General features: G+C 68.2%; 17 protein-coding genes. 4 read left to right on the top strand and 13 right to left on the bottom strand.

Features of this window, described 5'->3' with window-relative positions:
• Window positions 1-135: 135 nt before the first annotated feature.
• The 6 genes from VA603_RS13830 to VA603_RS13805 form a co-directional block, all read right to left on the bottom strand.
• Window positions 136-576, bottom strand: a complete 441-nt coding sequence (locus VA603_RS13830) for a BLUF domain-containing protein (protein WP_165931199.1) — start codon at window positions 574-576, stop codon at window positions 136-138.
• Between the two features lie 82 nt (window positions 577-658).
• On the bottom strand, window positions 659-2,719 hold the full coding sequence (locus VA603_RS13825; RefSeq protein WP_425603713.1) for a TonB-dependent copper receptor: 2,061 nt from the start codon (window positions 2,717-2,719) through the stop codon (window positions 659-661).
• A 96-nt stretch (window positions 2,720-2,815) separates the two neighbouring features.
• Entirely contained in the window at window positions 2,816-3,241 is a 426-nt protein-coding gene (locus tag VA603_RS13820) for a DUF2946 family protein (RefSeq protein ID WP_132865419.1), read from the bottom strand.
• An 87-nt stretch (window positions 3,242-3,328) separates the two neighbouring features.
• Entirely contained in the window at window positions 3,329-4,069 is a 741-nt protein-coding gene (locus VA603_RS13815) for an alpha/beta hydrolase (RefSeq protein ID WP_323439194.1), read from the bottom strand.
• Window positions 4,070-4,089: 20 nt separating this feature from the next.
• On the bottom strand, window positions 4,090-4,371 hold the full coding sequence (locus VA603_RS13810; protein WP_132865421.1) for a hypothetical protein: 282 nt from the start codon (window positions 4,369-4,371) through the stop codon (window positions 4,090-4,092).
• Window positions 4,372-4,594: 223 nt separating this feature from the next.
• A complete protein-coding gene (locus VA603_RS13805) occupies window positions 4,595-5,578 on the bottom strand; it encodes a LysR family transcriptional regulator (protein ID WP_323439193.1) in 984 nt (327 codons plus the stop codon).
• A 165-nt stretch (window positions 5,579-5,743) separates the two neighbouring features.
• Between VA603_RS13805 and cysG the strand changes: the two genes are divergently transcribed.
• The 3 genes from cysG to VA603_RS13790 all read left to right on the top strand — a co-directional run bounded on the left by cysG (window position 5,744) and on the right by VA603_RS13790 (window position 8,952).
• A complete protein-coding gene (cysG, locus tag VA603_RS13800; protein WP_323439192.1) occupies window positions 5,744-7,207 on the top strand; it encodes a siroheme synthase CysG in 1,464 nt (487 codons plus the stop codon).
• 23 nt (window positions 7,208-7,230) lie between these two features.
• Window positions 7,231-8,190 carry a cysteine synthase A gene (cysK, locus tag VA603_RS13795; protein ID WP_192287487.1) on the top strand — a complete coding sequence of 320 codons (960 nt, stop codon included), beginning with the start codon at window positions 7,231-7,233 and terminating at the stop codon, window positions 8,188-8,190.
• Between the two features lie 177 nt (window positions 8,191-8,367).
• Window positions 8,368-8,952, top strand: a complete 585-nt coding sequence (locus VA603_RS13790) for an O-acetyl-ADP-ribose deacetylase (protein ID WP_132865425.1) — start codon at window positions 8,368-8,370, stop codon at window positions 8,950-8,952.
• Between the two features lie 112 nt (window positions 8,953-9,064).
• On the opposite strand, the gene VA603_RS13785 is transcribed toward VA603_RS13790, so the two are convergent.
• The 5 genes from VA603_RS13785 to VA603_RS13765 all read right to left on the bottom strand — a co-directional run bounded on the left by VA603_RS13785 (window position 9,065) and on the right by VA603_RS13765 (window position 15,463).
• Window positions 9,065-10,390, bottom strand: a complete 1,326-nt coding sequence (locus VA603_RS13785) for a M1 family metallopeptidase (protein ID WP_323439191.1) — start codon at window positions 10,388-10,390, stop codon at window positions 9,065-9,067.
• 261 nt (window positions 10,391-10,651) lie between these two features.
• A complete protein-coding gene (locus tag VA603_RS13780) occupies window positions 10,652-11,656 on the bottom strand; it encodes a class I fructose-bisphosphate aldolase (RefSeq protein WP_132865427.1) in 1,005 nt (334 codons plus the stop codon).
• A gap of 165 nt (window positions 11,657-11,821) precedes the next feature.
• Window positions 11,822-13,288, bottom strand: coding sequence for a pyruvate kinase (gene pyk, locus VA603_RS13775; protein WP_132865428.1), 1,467 nt, complete (start codon window positions 13,286-13,288; stop codon window positions 11,822-11,824).
• A gap of 355 nt (window positions 13,289-13,643) precedes the next feature.
• Window positions 13,644-14,288 (bottom strand): HAD hydrolase-like protein, encoded by a 645-nt coding sequence (locus VA603_RS13770; protein ID WP_323439190.1) that lies wholly within the window; start codon window positions 14,286-14,288, stop codon window positions 13,644-13,646.
• A complete protein-coding gene (locus VA603_RS13765; RefSeq protein ID WP_323439189.1) occupies window positions 14,285-15,463 on the bottom strand; it encodes a phosphoglycerate kinase in 1,179 nt (392 codons plus the stop codon). The genes VA603_RS13770 and VA603_RS13765 overlap by 4 nt, the downstream gene beginning before the upstream one ends.
• 82 nt (window positions 15,464-15,545) lie before the next feature.
• Here VA603_RS13765 and VA603_RS13760 point away from each other — a divergent pair, with 82 nt between their 5' ends.
• The gene (locus VA603_RS13760) at window positions 15,546-16,106 is read left to right on the top strand and encodes a GNAT family N-acetyltransferase (protein ID WP_132865431.1); all 561 of its coding nucleotides are present in this window, start codon (window positions 15,546-15,548) and stop codon (window positions 16,104-16,106) included.
• 105 nt (window positions 16,107-16,211) lie between these two features.
• Here VA603_RS13760 and VA603_RS13755 read toward each other — a convergent pair whose 3' ends face one another.
• Both VA603_RS13755 and VA603_RS13750 read right to left on the bottom strand, forming a co-directional pair.
• Complete coding sequence (locus tag VA603_RS13755; protein WP_323439188.1) at window positions 16,212-17,591, bottom strand: DUF3999 domain-containing protein; 1,380 nt, start codon at window positions 17,589-17,591, stop codon at window positions 16,212-16,214.
• A complete protein-coding gene (locus tag VA603_RS13750; RefSeq protein WP_323439187.1) occupies window positions 17,588-20,302 on the bottom strand; it encodes a DUF2339 domain-containing protein in 2,715 nt (904 codons plus the stop codon). Before VA603_RS13750 ends, VA603_RS13755 begins: the two co-directional genes overlap by 4 nt.
• Window positions 20,303-20,338 lie beyond the last annotated feature (36 nt).

Genomic DNA, 20,338 nt, shown 5'->3' with positions numbered 1-20,338 from the left:
CGATGCGCCCTGCGTGGCGTGGCACCCGTCAAGGCGGGGTGGTCAACGCGGCACGGGCTTCGCGACCGAGGCCGCTGCTGCCTGCGTTGCCCCCCTTCCTTCCGCGCGGCAGAGGGAAAGGCCAGGGCGGGGGCTTCAGCCCTCGGCCTGCACCTGTTCCCAGAACGAGAGCAGCTCACGCAACGCAGGAGTGCCCTGCCCGGCTTCGGCGACGTCCTCCTGCAGCAGCTCCGCTTCACGCAGCCACTGTTGGTTGCTCAATTTCTGCAGCACGCTGCCCTCGGCATGGCTGCTGCCCATGTGCCACTGGCTGAAGTACAGCTGGTCGACGTGCCCATCGTGCAGCACGCGCACGTTCACGTGCATGGTCGAGGCCATGATGCGTTCGTAGACCCGGGCAACGCCCTCCTGGCTGCCTTCGAAGTACTGGAAGAACTGCTGCCCGTCGTACAGCAGCACGCCGGTCACCCCGGCCAGTTGGTTGTGCGCCCGCGCATCCACCAGCAGATGGTCGATGTCGGCCGGCGTCAGCCCGGCAACAGCGGTACTTGCATATGCCACCGCGCGATACGTCATGTCCGTGGAAAGCTCCGAGCCAATGCCTGCCGAGCATGCCATAGCGCCCCCACCACCGCGAGCGGTGGCGGGGGCCCCGTCCTCAGTACCGGTAGTCCAGCTTCAGCCACGCGGTACGGCCCGGCTCGTTGATCCGCACCGGGTCGGCCGGAAAGCCGAAGTCGGCACTGCCGGCCAGGTTCAGGTGCTCGGCGTAGGCGCGGTCGAACACGTTGTCCACGCCGACGCTGGCGCGCAGGTGGTCGCTGATGCGGTACGCGGCGTTGAGCGAAAGCGTGGCAAACCCGGCCGTCGGCCCAAGGTCGCGCGCGATCACGTTGCCTTCGTCGGTGGCCACCCGGTTCTGCCGGTGCACGCCCCGCAGCAGGCCACCGACCGACCAGCGGTCATGCTCGTAGGAGGCGTTCAGGCGTGCCTCCAGCGGCGGGATCTGCGGCAACGGCCGGTCTTCGCTGCGGTTCTCGCCCCAGGCGTAGGCCAGCGTGCCGCCCAGTTTCCAGCCCGGCGCGGGTCGCCACGCCAGCCCCGCTTCACCGCCGGCGATCCGCGCCTCGACATTGGAGGCCTGCGTGGTGCTGCCCATCATGCCGCCGCTGCGGTAGGCAAACAGGATGTAGTCCTGCAGGCGCCCGGCATAGGCCGACACCCAGGCATCCAGGCGTTCGCTGCGGAACTGCAGGCCCAGATCCAGCTGGGTGGTCTTCTCCGGCTGCACGCCGCTGAAGGCATTGGGGCTGTCCGTCGGCCCGCTGTTGGCGGAGAACAGCTCCCAGTAGTCGGGCATGCGTTCGCTGCGGCCCACGCCGGCATACCAGGTCCAGGCCTGGCCATGGTCGCGCTCGTAGCGCAGGAAGCCACTACCCAGGGTTTCGTCACGGCGTTGGCCGGCGGTCGGGTTGGGCATGTTCATCATGCCGGTCGTGGCCCGGCGGTCCTTGACCTGCGCCGTGTCCACGCGCAGCCCGCTGACCCAGCGCTGCGCGGTACCTTCGCCAAAGGTCAACTCGGTGAACACGCCCTGGTTGCCGAAGTCCGCATCGCGCGTCCACGCCGCCTGCCGCCAGGTGCCGCGGCCCTTGCCGTTGCGGCTGCGATGGCGGCTGTCCTGCGCATCCACGCCGGCAACGATGGCCACGTCCTGCCAACGCCACTCGCTGCTGACCCGGCCACCGGTGGTGCGCCGTTCGACGTTGGAGGCCATCGGCATCGGCATGCTGCTGTGCGGGTTCGGCGTGCGCAGCGTGTAGTTGTCCATCAGGTGATCGGCGTTGTTGTAGTACAGGTTGGCCTGCAGCTTGTCCCAGGCGCCGGGCAGGTTGTCCTTCTCGAAGCGTAGCCCGTAACTGTCGCGCTTGAAGCCGGCGCCATCCATGCCGCGGCCGGCATAGCGGGCGATCGCATCGCCGGTGCCGGCACTGAGTTCGACCACGGTGTCGGCATCGGGCGTCCAGCCGATGGCGGCATCGGCATTCCACTTGCGCCAGCGCGACGGCACCACCGCGCCGTTGCCGTCGCGGTAGTCGTCCGATTCGGAGCGGTTGCCGTTGACGCGCACATAGCCCGGCGTGCTGCCAAAGGTGGCGTCGAGCATCTGGTCATTGCGGTTGTTGGAGCCGCCCAGCGCGCTGGCCTTCAACTCCATGCCCGGCGCATCGAAGCGCGGGGTTTCACGCTCGAAGCGCACCGTGCCGGCCGAAGCCCCGGCCCCCCAGCGCACGCTCTGCGGGCCCTTGATCACGGTCAGCCGGTCGTAGGTTTCCGGGGCGATGTAGGACAGCGGGTTGTCCATGCGCGAGGGACACGCGCCGATCAGGTTGCCGTCGTTGCTGAGGATGTTCAGCCGCGAGCCGCCCATGCCGCGCAGCGCCGGGTCGCCATTGGTGCCGCCATTGCGGATCGCCGAAAAGCCCGGAACGGTCTTGAGGTAGTCGGCACCGTCACTGGCCGGCACCGGTTGCCGCGGCAGGCGCGGGTCGGTCACCCATTGCAGCGGCGAGGACGGCGCGGCGGCGGTGACCACCAGCGTATCCAGGGTCTTGGCCGGGTCACGCGCCTGGGCGTATCCCGGCGGTGAAAACAGCGCCATGCAGATGCAGGCGGACAGGCACGCCGGTGCACCCGGCATACGGGAAAGGGAAATCATGCAGTTCTCCAATACGACACAGCCGCGGGGGGGCCGTGGGCGCGCGCCGCGCGCGCCCCGCGGGCCCCCCGCGACGAAGGAAAGAGGGGATGTCGTTCAGGAGAACAGCGGGGGGCCACGCACCGGGTGCGCGGGCCAGCGCAGGCTGGGCGGCAGTTGGATGCTGCGTGGTGAGGCCGGCGCAAGCCGGTACAACAACGGGGCCAGTACCAGCAGCACCGCCAACCATGGCAGCAACCGCGAGGCCATGGTGCAGTAGTCGCACGCCTCGCCGTGCGCGGCATGCGGATCGGGCGGCGCCTTGGCCGGCGCTGCGGGCGGCGCATGCCCGGCCAGGTGATGTGCATGCGCTGCATCGGTCATCGCCGCATGGCCTGCGTGCGCCCCCGGCATGGCCATCGCATGGGTGTGCTGGACGTGCCCGGCCTGCACCCAGCGACTGACCACCGGCGCCAATGCCATCAACAGCGTGGCGGCCAGGGCCAGATACAGCAGCAGGGTTTGAAAACGGGCCGTGCGCATGACCCGGGCATTCTATCGGCGCAGGCCAGGATTACCGGTTCAGCGCAGGTGCGACCGTTTGCCGCACGAGCGCCACCTGCACCGGCCTCACCGCACCCAGCCCAGCCGCATGGCTTGTGCTTTCACCGCCGCCGCACAGGCCGGTGCCGCCGCCTGCAACAGCAGGTGCGGGCCCTGCATGTCCAGGCAGGTGCAATCCGCCACGTTGCGTGTGATCAACCGCCCTGCGCCCGCGGCGAGCAGGCGGTCACCGTTCGCCCGCAGGTAGACCACCGGCACCGGGATGCGTTGCAGCAGCCCGACCACATCCACCCGCATCGCCAGCCCGGCACGATGGCGCAGGACCTGCGGGCTGACCTGCCGCAATGCCCGCCGCAACGCACGGTCCAGCGCAGGCGAACTCCAGCGTCCCAGCAACCACCAGCGCAGTACCGCCAATGGCACGCCGTGCACCGGTGCAACACGGGTGATCGGGGCCAACAGCCGCGACAACGGCACCGGCGCACGCGCGAAAGTGGTCGACAGGACCAACCCGCGCAGGTTGGCGGGCGGATCGGCGGCGATGGCGATCGCCAACGGGCCGGAGAAGGATTCCCCCAGCAACACGAAGGGCGCTTGGTCGGGCAAAGCCGCACGGACCCGCCGTTCCAGTGATGGGTAATCCAACACGGCGTCGGCGGGATAGACCATCACCTGCACCGTGGCAAAGGTGGTGCCCAGCGCTGCGATGAAGTCCTCGTGCAGGGTTCCCGTACCGTCCAGGCCGGGAAGGATCACAAGCCGGGTCACGCGCACCTCGACGGGAGTTTCGAGGAGGATACGCTGCATGCAGGTGCCGGGAACGCCGATCAGTTCACCGCGATCGCATGCCGCACCTTGAGGGCGCCGTAGCAGAGGTCGCAGACGATGGCCATGTCGTTGAATGCGGCGAAGGCCTCGGTCAGGCCGCGTTCCTGCTGGAACTTTTCCTCGCAGCGATGGCACCAGGCCTGCAGGTTGTTGGGGTCGCTGCTGTTCTCGATGAAGCCGGTGGGTGCCCCTTCGGCCCGCAGCATGTGCTGGCAGACCACCGCCGACACCCGCTGCCCATGCGGGCCGCAGTTCACCATGAGGGGTTCGTTCTCGTCCATGTGGGTTCGGCTCCTTGCTGAAAGGGGAAGCACTGCATCACTTCTCCGGCAATGGTTCCAGATAGGCCAACGACAGGGACCGGAAGGATGCCCTTCATGAAGGTAGGCCAACGACGTGGACGGACCGCTGCCCGTTTGCGCCCCTTGCTTTGGCGCAAACGGGGAGAAGACCTGGAACAGGCACCGTCCCGCCTTCGCGGCGGAAGCCGCGCTTGCCGCCAGCTCAGCTGGTGATCGTCTGGGTCAACGATTCCCAGGTCGGCGGCTTGGGCCAGTTGGCCTCCTGGTTGCCGTCCAGCACGCGACGCAGGTCGCGCTTGTCGATCTGCGGGGCGAGCACGTGCACCAGTTCCAGTGCGTAGTCGCGCAGCACGCGGTCGCGCGGCAACACCGCCCAGGCAATGCACTCGGGGATCGCGGCCGGTGCCGGCCAGGCGCGCAGGTCGGTGTCGTTGCCGCTGACCGCCATTTCCGCCAGCAGGCCAACGCCCAGGCCTGCACGTACGTAAGTCTTGATCAGGTCCGCATCCAGCGCGGTCAGCGCCAGGTCCGGCTCCAGCTCGCGCGAGGCAAAGGCGCGTCGCAACGACGAACTCGGCCGTTTGGAAGATTCGTAGCTGATCAACGGGTAGTCGGCCAATGCCGCCAGGTCCGGCACCGTGCCGGCCCGGTCCAGCGGATGGCCCTTGGGCACCAGCACCAGGCGACGCCAGCGGTACAGCGGCACCGCGATGCCGGTGGTGGGCTCGCTGCCGGCGGTGCTGATCACCGCGATGTCGGCATCGCCCTGGCTGAGCAGGTCCAGCGCATCGCTTTCGGCCGCCTGCTGCAGGTGCACGCTGACCTGCGGGTAGGCCTGCTTGATGCGCGCCACCGCCGGCGGCAGCACGAAGCGCGCCTGCGTGTGGGTGGTGGTCAGGATCAACTGGCCATGGCTCTCGCGACGCTGGTTGGCCGCGTAGGTGCGGATGTTGTTGGCCTCGGCCAGCACCGCACGCGAACGGCTGATCACTTCCTCGCCGGCCGGGGTCACCGATTCCAGGCTGCGCCCCTTGCGCACGAACAACAGGAAACCCAGCTCGTCCTCCAGCTGCTTGAGCTGCTTGGACAAGCCCGGCTGCGTGGCATGCACGCGCGTGGCCGCGAGCGTGATGTTGAGCTCGGCGTCGGCAATAGCGACGAGGTAGCGCAGTTGGGTCAGGGTCATCGCAGCAGGACAGGGAGAGGCGAAGGTGAGGCAACCGACTGTAGGTTAAATCCCACGAACAGCTTTATAACCAAAAGAGATAAGCAAGGCGACGCAAGTCATTTCCGGCCCATCGAGGGCAACGCTACGGTCAGCGGCCTCTCCCTACGATACCGCGCCACTGCCTTGGACGCCCCCCTGTTCCCGCTGTTTGCCGACCTCTCCGGTCGCGCCGTGTTGGTGGTGGGCGGCGGCGCGGTGGCCGAACGCAAGGTATTGGCGCTGCTGCATGCCGGTGCCCGCCCGCGGGTGGGTGCTCCGGAACTGACGCCGCGCCTGCGGGAGCTGGCCGATGCCGGCCGCCTGCAGTGGCTGCAGGGCAGCTTCGAGGACGCCTGGCTGGGCAAGGACATCTGGCTGGTCGTGGCGGCCACCGACGATGTCCCGACCAACCGCGCCGTCGCCGCCGCCGCAGGGGCACAGCGACTGTTCGTGAACGTGGTCGACGATGCCCGCCTGTCCAGTTTCCACGTGCCGGCGGTGGTCGAGCGCGGGCCACTGCAGATCGCCATTTCCAGCGGCGGTGCCGCACCGATGGTGGCCCGCCACGTGCGCCGCCAGCTGGAGCAGTTGTTCGACGGTGCCTGGGGCCAGCTGGTGGAGCTGGTTGGCCGCCACCGACGCAGCATCCGCAGCCGTTTCCCGGAGCTGGGCGCACGCCGCCAGTTCTTCGACCGGCTGATCGAGAGCCCCCTGCTCGGCCTGCTGCGGCGTCGCCAGGACGGCGCGGCCGATGCCCTGCTGTCCGAGGCCATCGCCGGCACGTTCGCTCCGGCCCAAGGCTCGGTGGTGCTGGTCGGCGCGGGCTCGGGCGACCCCGGGCTGCTCACGCTGGGGGCACTACGCGCGCTCAACCAGGCCGACGTGATCCTCTACGACCGCCTGGTCAGCATCGAAGTACTGCAGTTGGCACGTCGCGATGCCGAGTACATCGAAGTCGGCAAGTCGGCCAAGGGCCACAGCACCGCGCAGCAGGACATCCATGCGCTGATGCTGGAGCACGCCAGTGCCGGCCGCCGCGTGGTGCGCCTCAAGGGCGGGGACGCCTTCGTGTTCGGCCGCGGCGGCGAGGAACTGCAGTTCCTGCGTGCGCATGGCGTGCCTTATGAGGTCGTGCCCGGCATCACCGCCGCCCTGGCCTGCGCCGCGTACGCCGGCATTCCGTTGACCCACCGCGACCACGCCCAGCAGCTGCGCCTGGTCACCGCGCACTGCAAGGACTCGATGGACACGCTGGATTGGCCGGAACTGGCCAAGGCCCGGCAGACCCTGGTGTTCTACATGGGCGTCGGGGCGCTGGAACAGATCCAGGCACGCCTGCTCGCTGCCGGACTGGCCGCCGGCACGCCGTTCGCGCTGATCGAGAACGGCTCGCGCCGCGAGCAGCGGGTGATCACTGGCCCGCTGCATGCCCTGCCCGAAACCGCCCGGCAACACATGGTGCAATCGCCCGCACTGCTGGTGCTCGGCGAGGTGGCGGCGTTGGCCGACGAGCTGCACTGGTTCGGGGCCGCGCCGTTGCACGGCAGGACCACCCCGCCCTCACCTTCCACAAAGACACCGCCGACGACACTGGCCGACGCCGCCTGACCCCCTCTTCCCTGGAGAACCCCATGGCCATCTACAACAGCATTCTGGACACCATCGGCAATACCCCGGTAGTCAAACTCAACCGCCTGGCGCCGGCTGGCGTGGATGTGTACGTCAAGGTCGAGTCGTTCAACCCGGGCGGCTCGGTCAAGGACCGCCTGGCCCTGGCCATCATCCTGGACGCCGAGAAGAAGGGCCTGATCAAGCCCGGCGACACCATCGTCGAGGCAACCTCGGGCAACACCGGCGTGGCACTGGCCATGGTCGCCGCCGCACGCGGCTACAAGTTCGTCGCCACGATGGTGGAAACCTTCTCGGTCGAGCGCCGCAAGCTGATGCGCGCCTATGGCGCCAAGGTCATCCTGACCCCGGCCGCCGAGCGTGGCAGCGGCATGGTGCGCAAGGCCAGGGAACTGGCCGAGCAGCACGGCTGGTTCCTGGCCAGCCAGTTCGCCAATCCGGCCAACCCGGCCTTCCACCGCCAGACCACCGCCGCCGAGATCCTGCGTGACTTCGCCGGCAAACGGCTGGACTACTTCGTCAGCGGCTGGGGCACCGGCGGCACCCTGACCGGCGTTGGCGAGGTGCTGAAACTGGCCCGCCCGGAGACCCGCATCATCGCCACCGAGCCGGCCGGCGCCGCGCTGCTGGCCGGCAAGGACTTCACCCCGCACAAGATCCAGGGCTGGACCCCGGACTTCGTGCCGGAGGTGCTCAACCGCGAGGTCTACGACGCGCTCTACTCGGTGCAGGACGAGCGCGCCATCGAGATCGCGCGCCGCCTGGCCGCCGAGGAAGGCATCTTCGTCGGCATCTCCTCCGGCGCCACGGTGGCCACCGCGCTGGAAGTGGCGGCCAAGGCCGAAGCCGGCTCGGTGGTGCTGGCGGTGGCCCCGGATACCGGCGAGCGTTACTTCTCCACCCCGCTGTTCGCCGACGTCAACGATGGCTCGGACGACGACTGGCTGGCCGGTCTGCCGTAACCGCCATTACTGGATGCATCCGTCGAAGGCCGCCTCCGGGCGGCCTTCGTGTTTGCCACCCGCGACGTGAAGACGAATCGCGCCCGATGAGACGGGACCGGTGCAGACTGGCCACGGGCAGGTCGCCCGGGTGTGCCGTCACACTTTTCTCATACAGGGAGCGGGAAGATCACAGCCATGAGCATCGAAGTCTGGCAGGGCGACATCACCGAACTGGCGGTTGACGCCATCGTCAACGCGGCCAACGAAACCCTGCTTGGCGGCGGCGGTGTGGACGGGGCCATCCATCGCGCGGCAGGCCCGGGCCTGCTGGCCGAGTGCGAGCGCCTGCCGGAATTGCGGCTGGGCGTGCGCTGCCCGACCGGCGAGGTCCGCGCCACCGACGGCTACAACCTGCCGGCACGTCATGTATTCCACGCGGTCGGCCCGGTGTGGCGCGACGGCCGCTATGACGAGGCCGCGTTGCTGGCCAACTGCTATTGGCAGTCGCTGCGCCTGGCCGAACAGATGGGGCTGGAATCGATCGCATTCCCGGCCATCAGCTGCGGGGTGTACGGCTACCCGCTGCACCAGGCCGCGACCATCGCCGTCACCGAAACCATGACCTGGCAGAAGAGCCACCCGCACCCGCTGCGCATCATCCTGGTGGCGTACAACGCGGCGGCCTTCAAGATCTACCAGCAGGCGCTGGCCAGGGAAGGCCTGAGCAGCGAGCCGGCGGCACCGCCGCTGGTGCCGCTGGTCGGGCTGGCGGCCGGCTGAGGCGCTCCCTTCGGTTCAGGAACGGTCCTGCCCCTGCCTGCGGCACAGGGAGGCGGTGGTCATGCGCCGTCGAGGATTCCGGGCAGGCCGGGACTGCATCCCGGCCTGCCGATCAGATCTGGCCGCCGGTGCCGTAGACCCACGTATCGAAGAACGGCTGCAGCGATCGCCCTGCCGCCGCTTCCATCGCCTGCTGGAAATCCCGGGTCACCACCGAGCGCCCGTCATTGGCCTGGGTATAGGCACGCAGTCCCTGCCAGAACACCGCCTCGCCCAGTTCGCCGCGCAGGCGATGCAGCACGTAGGCGCCCTTCTGGTAGACCACGGCGCGGTCATCGGCGCTGGGCCTGTTCCAGTCCGGATACACCAGCGCGCGGTCCGCCCCGCTCTCGCGCAGCGTGCCGATGCGTGCTTCCCAACGCGCCACCATCTGCTGGTACGCCGCCTCGCCCTGCGCATGCTGCAGCCACGCGGCGGTCATGAAGTTGGCCATGCCTTCATTGAGCCAGAAGTGCTCCCAGCCCGCGCAGGTCACCCGGTTGCCCCACCATTGGTGGGCCGCCTCATGGGCCAGCAGGCCCTGCCGGCCCGGGTCGTCCAGCAGCTCCTTGCCATAGGCTTCGGACAGCAGCGAAAGCCCCGCCATTTCCTGGCCGATCGTGCGCGCCACCAAGGCCTGATGATAGTCGCCGTTATAGGCCAGTCCGGCGCGTGCGGCGAAGAAGTCGAGCATGTCACCGGTGGCGGCGAACACCTGCGCCAGCTCGGCGTCGGTGCGGTCCACCGAATAGAAGTGCAGGTCGATGCTCCCGTGGCGCTGCTGCACGTGCCGGTACGGGCCGGCGGCGAAACCATAGACATAACCCGGCATCGGCGTGCGCAGCCGCCAACGGCGCTCGATGCGGCCATCGTCGAGCAGGCGGGACGGCATCACCTCGCCTACCGCGGTGGCCTGCACGGTGCCTGGCAGGCGCAGGGCAAGGTCCAGCGTGGCCCGTGCATCCGGCGCATCCAGCGAGGGCATCCATTGACTGGTGGAGAAGACCGTGTAGGCCTCGTTGCGGGCGGGTGCGAACTCCAGCCCGAACGGTGGCTTGCCGTGATAGCGCAAGGCCACGCTGGACGTTTCACCCGGTGCCAGTGGCGCGGGCAAGGTGATGCGCAGCTTGCCTTCGCCCTGCGTGAAGTCCAGCGGGGCTTCGCCCTGGCGTACCGCCGCAATCTGCAAGGCGCCGCTGTCCAGCTCCAGCTGCTGCAACGGCGCATCGCCGGCGCGGAAGCGCACGACCTGTTCGCCCTGGATTTCACCGGCGGCGATGTCCAGGTCCAGCATGGTCTGGTAATGCAGCACCTGGAAGTTCCGCTCCGCCGCGATGCCGGACAGCGGCAACCACAGGGCCAGTGCCCACCACCACCGGTGCTGTTTGCCTTCGCGCATGTGCTGCTGCCTTGTTCGGGAAGCCGCGATTGTAGGGGCAGGTTGCTTCTGGGGCTTACCCCCAGCCCTCCCCTTGGCTGCGCCAAAGGGAGGGGGCCCAAAGCGAGTGCTGCGATGACCTGACAGATCGTGCTGGACCGCCCCCTCCCATTGGCGCAGCCAAGGGGAGGGCTGGGGAGGGGTAAACCCTTCCTTCCAAAGAGCAGAAACGAAAACGCCGGCACAAGGCCGGCGTTCCCGATCAATCACAGCCGATGGCGATCAGCCGTTCCACTTGCCCAGCGCCGCCTGGCCGTTTTCCTTGGCGCGCTCGAACACGGTCTTCTGTGCGGCGGCGTAGTTGCCCTTCATGTCCTTGGCCCACAGCTTCAGCGCGGCCTGCTGCATGGCGCGGCCGTAGGAGAAGCTCAGCGGCCACGGCAGGTTGCCCAGCTGGTTCATGGCGTTGAGGTGCGCGGTGGACTGCTCGTCGCTCTGGCCACCGGACAGGAACACGATGCCCGGCATGATGGCCGGCACGGTCGACTTCAGGCACATCACGGTCGACTCGGCCACTTCCTCCACGTCCACCTGCTCGTCGCAGGTCTTGCCCGGGATGACCATCGAGGCCTTCAGGATGGTGCCTTCCAGCACCACGTTCTGCTGGTACAGCGCATCGAACAGCGAGCGCAGGGTGGCTTCGGTGACTTCGTAGCAGGTCTCGATGTCGTGGTCGCCGTCCATGATCACTTCCGGCTCGACCATCGGCACCAGGCCGCATTCCTGGCACAGGGCGGCATAACGGGCCAGCGCGTGGGCGTTGGACTCGATGCAGGTGCCCGACGGCATGCTTTCGCCGATGTTGATGACCGCACGCCACTTGGCGAAGCGGGCGCCGAGCTTGTAGTACTCCTGCAGGCGCTCGCGCAGGCCGTCCAGGCCTTCGGTGACCAGCTCGCCCGGGCAGCCGGCCAGCGGGTGCGCGCCCTTGTCGACCTTGATGCCCGGGATCATGCCGTTGTCGGCCATGTACTTGGCGAACGGCACGCCGTCCTTGGTCGACTGGCGGATGGTTTCGTCGTACAGGATCGCGCCGGAGATGTGCTCGTTGAGCTTGGGCGTGGTCAGCAGCAGCTCGCGATAGGCACGGCGGTTCTCTTCCGTGTTCTCGATGCCGACGCTGGCAAAGCGCTTGGCAATCGTGCCGGTGGATTCGTCGATGGCGATGATGCCCTTGCCCGGTGCGACCATTGCCTGGGCGGTTTCAGCCAGCAGTTCGATGCTCATTGAGTTTCCTGTAACAGGGGTGCGGGAAAACCCGGATTATAGCCCGGCCCGCTCGCGAGCTGTCCGCCCGCAAGGTCTGGAACCGGTTTCAATCCGCCCTGTCAGGACAAATCTTGTCCGCCCCGATCAGCTTCCTGACCGGGGCGTTGTCTCACGCCCGCGCGATCAGAGTTCGCCCAGGCCGCTGGCGCGACCGTCCGCACCCACTTCGAGCAGGCGCAGCGTGTTGGTGGCGCCGTGGGTTTCCATGTGCTCACCACTGGTGAACACCACGCGGTCACCGGCTTCCAGCTGTCCGGCCTCGACCAGCAGGCGGATGCTGCCACGCGCGGCTTCGCGCGGGGTCAGGCCACGGCTGTCGAAGTTGATCGGGAACACATCGCGCATCAGCGCCATCTGGCGGCGTGCACCGTCATGGCGGGTGACCGCGTAGATCGGCGCCTTGGCACGGAAGCGCGACAGGTAACGCGCGGTGCCACCGGATTCGGTCATCGCCACGATGGCGCGCACGCCCACGTGCTGGGACAGGAACATGGTGGCCATGGCGATGGCCTGGTCGGCGCGCTCCAGGTTGCGCGGCGAGGCGTTGAAGTCGGTTTCGGTCTGGAACTGGCGCTCGGCGCCCAGGCAGATGCGGGCCATCGCCTCGACCGCCTTGACCGGGTAGGCGCCTGCCGCGGTTTCGGCCGACAGCATCACCGCATCGGTGCCGTCAATGACCGAGTTGGCCACGTCCAGCACCTCGGCGCGGGTCGGGATCGGGCTTTCCACCATCGACTGCAGCATCTGCGTGGCGGTGATCACCACCTTGTTCTGCGCCAGCGAGGCCTTGATGATCTTCTTCTGCAGGCCCGGCAGCTCGGCATCGCCGATTTCCACGCCCAGGTCGCCACGGGCCACCATCACCACGTCGCTGGCCTCGACGATCTCCTCCAGGTTCTCGATGGCTTCGGTGCGCTCGATCTTGGACACCAGCGCCGCGTCACAGCCATGCTGCTGGGCGATCGCGCGTGCGTCGTTCATGTCCTGCGCATTGCGGCAGAACGAGACGGCGATGAAGTCCACGCCGATCTTGGCGACGATGCCGATCAGTTCCTTGTCACGCTCGGTCAGCGCGCCCAGCGACAGGCCGCCGCCCTGCTTGTTCAGGCCCTTGCGGTCGGACAACACGCCATCGTTGAGCACGGTGTTGATGATGCGCTCGCCCTGCACTTCGACCACCTGCAGTTGCATCAGGCCGTCATCGAGCAGCAGGACGTCACCCGGACCCACGTCCTGCGGCAGCCCCAGGTAGCTCACGCCCACCTGGCTGGCATCGCCTGACGGCGCGCTGCTGCTGGCGATCAGGTCGAAGCGGTCGCCCGCCTTGAGCGTGACCTTGCCTTCGGCAAAGCGTTCGATGCGGATCTTCGGGCCCGGCAGGTCGGCCAGGATACCCACTTCCACGCCCACGCGCTGCGCGGCGGCGCGGACCTCGGCGGCGCGCTTGGCCTGGCCGGACGGATCGCCGTGGGAGAAGTTCAGGCGGACCACGTTGACGCCAGCGCGGAACAGCTCATCCAGTACCCCTGGCGCATCGGTCGCAGGGCCGAGGGTGGCAAGAATCTTAGTGCGGCGCTGGCGTTCAAGCATTGTGCGAAGTCTCCCTATCGAAGCCGCCGAAAGTAGCACATCCGTTGCATGACAACGATGTCGCATACGATTTCATAAGACACTTTCTGCACTGTCCCAAAGACAGCTGGGACAGCCTGTCTGGACATACCGTGCAGTATGACAACGCGGGTCCCATCGCCGTCCCGAACTGCATGCACCGGGAACATGATGGCGCAATGATGCGGCGATGTCCGGGCCGCTGCGTGACGGAGAAGGGACATCCCCACCGGACAGACGGGACAGGCTGCGCCGTGCCAGCGGGCGGAACGCAACGCCCCGGGGGAACCCTGCCCTGGAACGCACAGGCCCCGCGAAGCGGGGCCTGTGCGTTCGTTCAACCGTGCAGTACCGCAGCCAGTTCGTCCGGCGTCTCCGCCAACCGCCCTGCCCCGGCGGCGAGCAGTTCCTCGCGGCCGCCGAACCCCCACAGCACACCGACATTGCGCATGCCGTGGTGACGCGCGCCTTCGATGTCCATGCGGCGGTCACCGATCATCCAGCATTGCGCCGGCGCCAACGACAGCCGCTGCAGGGCCTCGGCGATCAACTGCGGCTTGTCGCTGCGCGAGCCGTCCGGCGTGGCACCGATGACGTCCTCGAAGCAACCGCCAAACGGCAGGTGCTCGATGATGCGCTGGGCATGCGGTTCGTTCTTGGCGGTGACCACGGCCAGGCGATGCCCGGCCGCGTGCAGGCCCTGCACGACCTCACCGATACCGGCGTAGATATCGTGCTCCTGCCAGCCAAGCACTTCGAAGCGCTCGCGGTACAGCTCCACTGCCTGCTCCACGCGCTGCGCATCGTTGAACAGCGGGCCGAAGCTGGTGCGCAGCGACGGGCCGATCCACTTGCGCAGCGCGGCCTCCGGCGGCACCGGCTGCTGCATCTTCTCCAGTGCGTAGGCCACGCAGCGGGTGATCCCGACGGCCGAATCAATCAGCGTGCCGTCCAGATCGAAGAAGAACACATCCCGGCTCACTGGCCGCGGGCCTCCAGCGCGGCCACCGCCGGCAGGGTCTTGCCTTCCAGGAACTCCAGGAATGCGCCGCCGCCGGTGGAGATGTAGCTCACCTGCTTGGCGATGCCGTACTTGTCCACGGCGGCCAGGGTGTCGCCACCGCCGGCGATGGAGAATGCCTGCGAGCTGGCGATGGCGCGGGCCAGTGCCTCGGTGCCCTTGCCGAACGCGTCGAACTCGAACACGCCAACCGGGCCGTTCCAGACCACGGTGCCGGCCTTGGCGATCAGCTCGGCGTACTGGGCGGCGGTCTTCGGGCCGATGTCCAGGATCATGTCGTCCGCACCCACCGCATCGACCGCCTTGACCGTGGCCGGCGCGTCGGCGGCGAACGCCGGTGCGACCACCACGTCGACCGGCAGCGGGATTTCGGCGCCGCGCGCCTTGGCCGCGGCGTCGATGTTGCGCGCGGTGTCGAGCAGGTCGTTCTCGACCAGCGACTTACCCACACCATGGCCTTCGGCCGCGATGAAGGTGTTGGCGATGCCACCACCAACGATCAGCTGGTCCACCTTGCCCACCAGGCTGGACAGCAACTCCAGCTTGGTCGACACCTTGGAACCGGCGACGATGGCCAGCAGCGGACGGGCCGGGTTGGCCAACGCCTTGTCCAGCGCATCCAGCTCGGCCATCAACAGCGGGCCACCGGCGGCAACCGGTGCGAAGCGGATCACGCCATGCGTGGACGCCTGCGCACGGTGCGCGGTGCCGAAGGCATCCATCACGAACACGTCGCACAGTGCGGCGTACTTCCTGGACAGCGCCTCGTCATCCTTGCCCTCGCCCACGTTCATGCGGCAGTTTTCCAGCAGCACGATCTTGCCCGGGGCCACATCCACACCATCCACCCAGTCCTTGACCAGCGGCACGTCCACGCCCAGCAGCTCGGACAGCCGCCTGGCGACCGGTGCCAGCGAATCGGCCTGACTCCACACGCCTTCCTTCGGGCGCCCCAGGTGCGAGGTGACCAGCACCGCGGCGCCCTTTTCCAGCGCCAGCTTCAGCGTCGGCAGCGAGGCAGTGATGCGCTGCTCGGAGGTGATCCTGCCATTCTCGTCGATCGGCACGTTCAGATCCTGGCGGATCAGGACACGCTTGCCGGAAAGATCGAGGTCGGTCATGCGAACGATGGACATGGCAGTATCTGCTCCGCAGGGGGTAGGAAACCCCCATTTTCGCCCGCCCCGGCAACCGGGGCAAACCCGGGATTCGTTACCGATGCAGATACCGCTGCCCCAACCTGAACTGCACAGCAGCCGCCTGCGCCTGCGCGAGGTCCGCCAGGACGACGCCGCGGCGCTGTACGACATCCATTCCGACCCGGTGGTGATGCGCTACTGGAGCTACCCGGCCTGGACCGAACTGGCACAGGCCGAGCAGAAAGTGGCCGACATCCTGAGCCAACGGCGCGAGCAGGAAATACTGATCTGGGCGATCGCGGACAAGGCGAGCGACCAGTTGATCGGCACCGCCGTTGCCTTCGCGCTGAACCGCGACCAGGGCCGCGCCGAGATCGGCTACAGCCTGCGCCGTGACCGGCAGGGGCAAGGGCTGGCAGTGGAAGCGATGCGGCTGATCGTGCCCTACCTGTTCGATGTGCTTGAACTGCGGCGGCTGGAAGCGGACATCGACCCACGCAACGCAGCCTCGTGCCGGCTGGTGGAAAAGCTTGGCTTCGTGCGCGAAGGCGTGCTGCGTGAGCGCTGGCACGTCAACGGCGAGATCACCGATACGGCGCTGTATGGGCTGCTGGAACGGGACTTCAGGCGCGGGGAATGACTCGCAACGCGCCGATGCGATGCTTCATGGCGCTGCGGCTGCTGCAGGAGGGTTGCCTTCAGAAGCAAAAGTCCTGCGATCCAGCAAACCGGCAAGCACCACCTCTCACTGCTTTCCGGCCTGACCACTGCGGATCAGGCTGAGCGCGAACCCGGCCACCACCAACGCCCCCAACACCAGCACGGCCCATAGCACGAGGTTCTTCCAGTCGCGCGGCGTCTGAGCCGACTGGTACGCCGCGTCACCTGCACGCTGCGCCTGTGCCCCCAGGCTTGCCGCAGCCGGTTGCCACTGCTGGCCGTTGCGTGCGCGCAGCGCATCCAGCATCGGGTCGAGCGCGGCCTGCGCCTGGCCCACGTTCGCGCTGCCCGCCACCAGCAGGTACGGCGCCCTGCCCTGCGCCAGGAACATCACGCTGCCCGGGCGGTAGCCCAATCGCAGCTCCGGGGCCTGCGCCGGCTCCGAACCGGGCTCTGCCTGCAGGCGCCATTCGCGGTCCGTAACCGTCCCGGAGGTCTCCAGCGGGGCCGAGCGCTGCTGCTGGCCGCCTTCGCTCAGGTTCCACGCATTCCAGCCCTGGGTCAGGGTCTGCCAGTGCGGGGTCTGGCCGTCCGCGCCGGTGCGGTCCAGATCGCGACTGGAAACCGTCCAGCTCACCGCACTGTTGGCCGGCATCACCACATCCAGCCGCTGCACCGGCAGGCGTCCCTTGAGCGTGTACAGATAGCCGTCACGGGCGTTGCCACCGGATTGCGCCTGCAGGACCTGCCATTGCCAGTCGCCGGCGTCGACCATGTCGGCCATCTCACCGCGCAGGCCGCGCAGGGCCGGCGCACCGTGCCGCTGCAGTGGCACCAGCCGCAGGTAGCGCAGGCCGCTCTCGACCTTGATGGTGGTGTTGCGCAGGGCACGGCCCTGGTTGTTCAACTGCACCAGCCGCACCTGCGGATCCAGTACCTGCCAGCCGCGCAGGTCATCGCTGCCTTCCAGGCGGTAGCCCAGGTCGAGCGTTGCCGAGGGGTCCGCCCAATCAACCTGCAATGCACGCAGCTTGCCGGCGTCCTTGTCCAGGTCCACCAGCCACACCGGATCGGCACTACCCGCTTCTCCGGCCCGCGCCACCGAGTTGCGGATGGACAACACCTTGCCGCCACCATCCCGCTCGACAACCACGCTCAGGTCATCATCCGCCGTCGCTGCGGACACCGGCAGCGCGAACCAGGACAACTCCACCGTGCGCAGCGGTGCGGACAGCGGCATGGCCGCTGCGTACACCGCGCTGGCCACCGGCTTGCCGTCGGCATCGAGCACCCGTACATCGCGCAGGTCGCGCCAGTGCGCGGCGGCATACACGGAGGCATCCAGCGACACCCGGTACGCGCCCGCGTCCGGCTGGGACAACTGCAACGGCCATTGCCGGGCGAAATCGTCGGCAGCCTGCGCGCCCATCGGCAACAGGGCCAGCCACAGCAGACGCTTGATCATGCGGATACTTCCTCGTTGTTGTTCGTCGCTGCCGCGCGTCGCGGCGGTGCCGGGGCCAGCCAGCCCACCAGGGTGCACAGCAGGCCATAGGCGATGAACGCGCCAATACCCAGCAGGTCGCCGAGGTTGCCACGATCGACCAGCAGCAGCTTGGCCAGCACCACGCCCATCAGGATCGCGCCGGCCAGCCACAGCCCCCATTGCCCGCGCCGCGAGCCGGATACCCAGCCCACCACGCCCAGCAGGCTCCACACCACGGTCAGGCTGGTCTGCGCCAGCTGGGTGCCGAGCAGACGATCGCTCCACGGCTCGCCGCCCCACTGATGCACGGCGCGCAGGGTCATCACCGTCACCAGCACCAACGCGGCGACGGCCATCCCCACCAGCTGCGCCGGCGGCGCATGTCCGTCACGGCCCTGCCACACGCGCATGGCGACCAGCACCAGCACTGCAACCTCGGCCAGTTCCAATGGATTGAACAGCACGATCCAGGGCAACGGCGCGGCGCTGCCGGCGCTGGCCAGCGAGCCCAGCCACCACAGGCCAAGCACGCCGAACACCGCCGCCTGCAATGCCAGGCGGTAGCGATCGAAAGCCTCGCCCAACGGTTGCGCCAGCCAGTTCCAGCGACGCATCGACACCAGGCCGAGCAGCAACCAGGGCGATGCCAGCAGCAGCCCGACCCAGCCTTCGGCCAGCGTGAAACGCTCGCCGATATGCCAGGCCAGCAGCGACAGCACGGTCGGCCACAACAGCCACCACGCCAACTGCGCCAGGCCCGCGATCACGCCGCTGCCGGCGCGCAGGCACAACAGGCTGCGGATGCCGAGCACCGCGAACACCAGCCAGGCCCAGAGCCCGTACCCGGCAAACGGCTGGCCGTAGTTGTCGACCTGCAGGAACGCCAACGGGAACGCGACCACCAGGCATCCCAGCGTGGTCAACGACAACAGCAGGGCCGGCGCACGCCGCTGTACTTCGGCGGCCAGCCAACCGGTCACGCCGAACACCAGCAAGGCGACGTGCAGACGGCTGCTCCACGCCACATGCTGGTCGTTCTCGTGGAGCAGGTTGCCCAGCCACCAGAGCAGGCCCCAGCCGTAGGCAGCGATGGCCACCGGCAGGCGGCCTGCACCTCGGTACAACCAGGCGGTGGCCAAGCCAGCCAGCGCGATCAGCAACGCTCCCATGAAGGTCGCGTTGGCGATGGCCAGGGTGCCGTCGCCATAGGCATTACCCGCACCGATGAGCAGCGCGCCGCCGGCCAGCACCTGCAGGCCGATACCGGTCCAGCGCGCGAGCCTGCGCTCCTGCATGAGCCCCAGCCACACCAGGCCGGCCCCCTCCAGCGCGAACACCGAAGCGGTGACGCGCGCGGACAAGGCCAGCGGCACCGCCAACGTCGCAAAGCCCACCGCCAGGATCGCGTAACCGCGCGCCAGCACGTCCAGGCGCTCCTTGTGGATCAGCGCCTTGGCCAGCAGCGCATACACCACCGCCACGCCCAGCGCGCACAACGCCAACGGCATGCGCTCGCCCTGCAGCAACCCGGCCTGCAGCGAGAACGCGATCAACGGCGTGCCGAACAACAGGCAACCATCGATGCGCGCGCTGCCCGGCGTGCTTGCCTTGCGTGCATACAGCAAGGGCAGCAGCAGGTAGAACACGAAGAACAGCACCAGGAACGGCTGGGTGCTGTTGAACTTGGCCGGTGCGTACTGCAGCACGCCCCACAGCGTGCCGATGCCCCAGGTGAAGGCGAAGCCCAGCAGGTTGAGGATGCGCCACGGGCGTACCCAGGCGATGGCGAAGATGCCGGCGTTGAGCAGTGCGTAGTACGAGAACAGGCCCACGTGGTTGCCACTGTTGCTGGACAGCCAGATCGGCGCCATGAACCCGGCCAGCACCCCCAGGATGGCCAGCGTGCGTGACTCCTGCAGTACCGCCATCACCGACAGCCCGGCGATCAACACCACGCTGATCAGGAACGCGGGCACCGCGTCGATGAAGCCGTAGATCTTGAACGCGGCAAACACGGTCAACAGCAATATGCCGATGCTGCCCCCCTGCAGCGCCAGGGCGAATGTCCGGTGGCTGTCACGCTTGCGCCAGGCGAAGACCAGCCCGGCCAGGGCCGCCACACTGACCGCCACCAGGCGCATCTGCGCGGAGATGCTCACCCAGCCCTGGTCACTGGCGTACTTGAGCAGCGCCGCGACACCGGCCAGCAACACCAGCATGCCCACCTTGACCGGCACATTGCCGCTGGTGAACCACTGGCGGACACGTTCGATGCCACGTTCGATGAAATTGGGCCCGGAGGGCGTGGCCGGCGCGCGTCTCGGCTCCGGGGTTGGTTCCGGGATCGGCTCGACCGGTGCCGCAGACACGCGGACCGGCTCCGGCAAGGGCGGTGGTGCGGGAGCCGCCGACGTCACCTCGACCGGCGGCGCTGCCACGGCCGGCGCCGCTTCGGGGATGGCCTCCGGCAGCTGCGTGGCAGGCTCCTCGAACGCGTCGGGTTGCATCCAGCCGTAGGGCCGCTCTGCCTCGCTCGCGGACGCCGGCTCCTGCGCTGCCAATGCTGCCTCAAGCGCCGTGACCCTGCGCTTGAGCGAGGACACCGACACCAGCGCGATCAACAGCAGCACCGGCATCGCCAGCACCACGATCAGCAGCAGGATCCCGAACAACCACAGTATCTCTTCCATTACCGTCCTTGTACCCCGTCAGGTGCCGCACCACCT

Origin of the sequence: Stenotrophomonas capsici (genome assembly GCF_034961085.1) — a bacterium.
GTDB classification, from domain to species: domain Bacteria; phylum Pseudomonadota; class Gammaproteobacteria; order Xanthomonadales; family Xanthomonadaceae; genus Stenotrophomonas; species Stenotrophomonas capsici.
The sequence above is the reverse complement of the archived record's forward strand: the minus strand, read 5'-3'. Positions and strand labels throughout refer to the sequence as shown.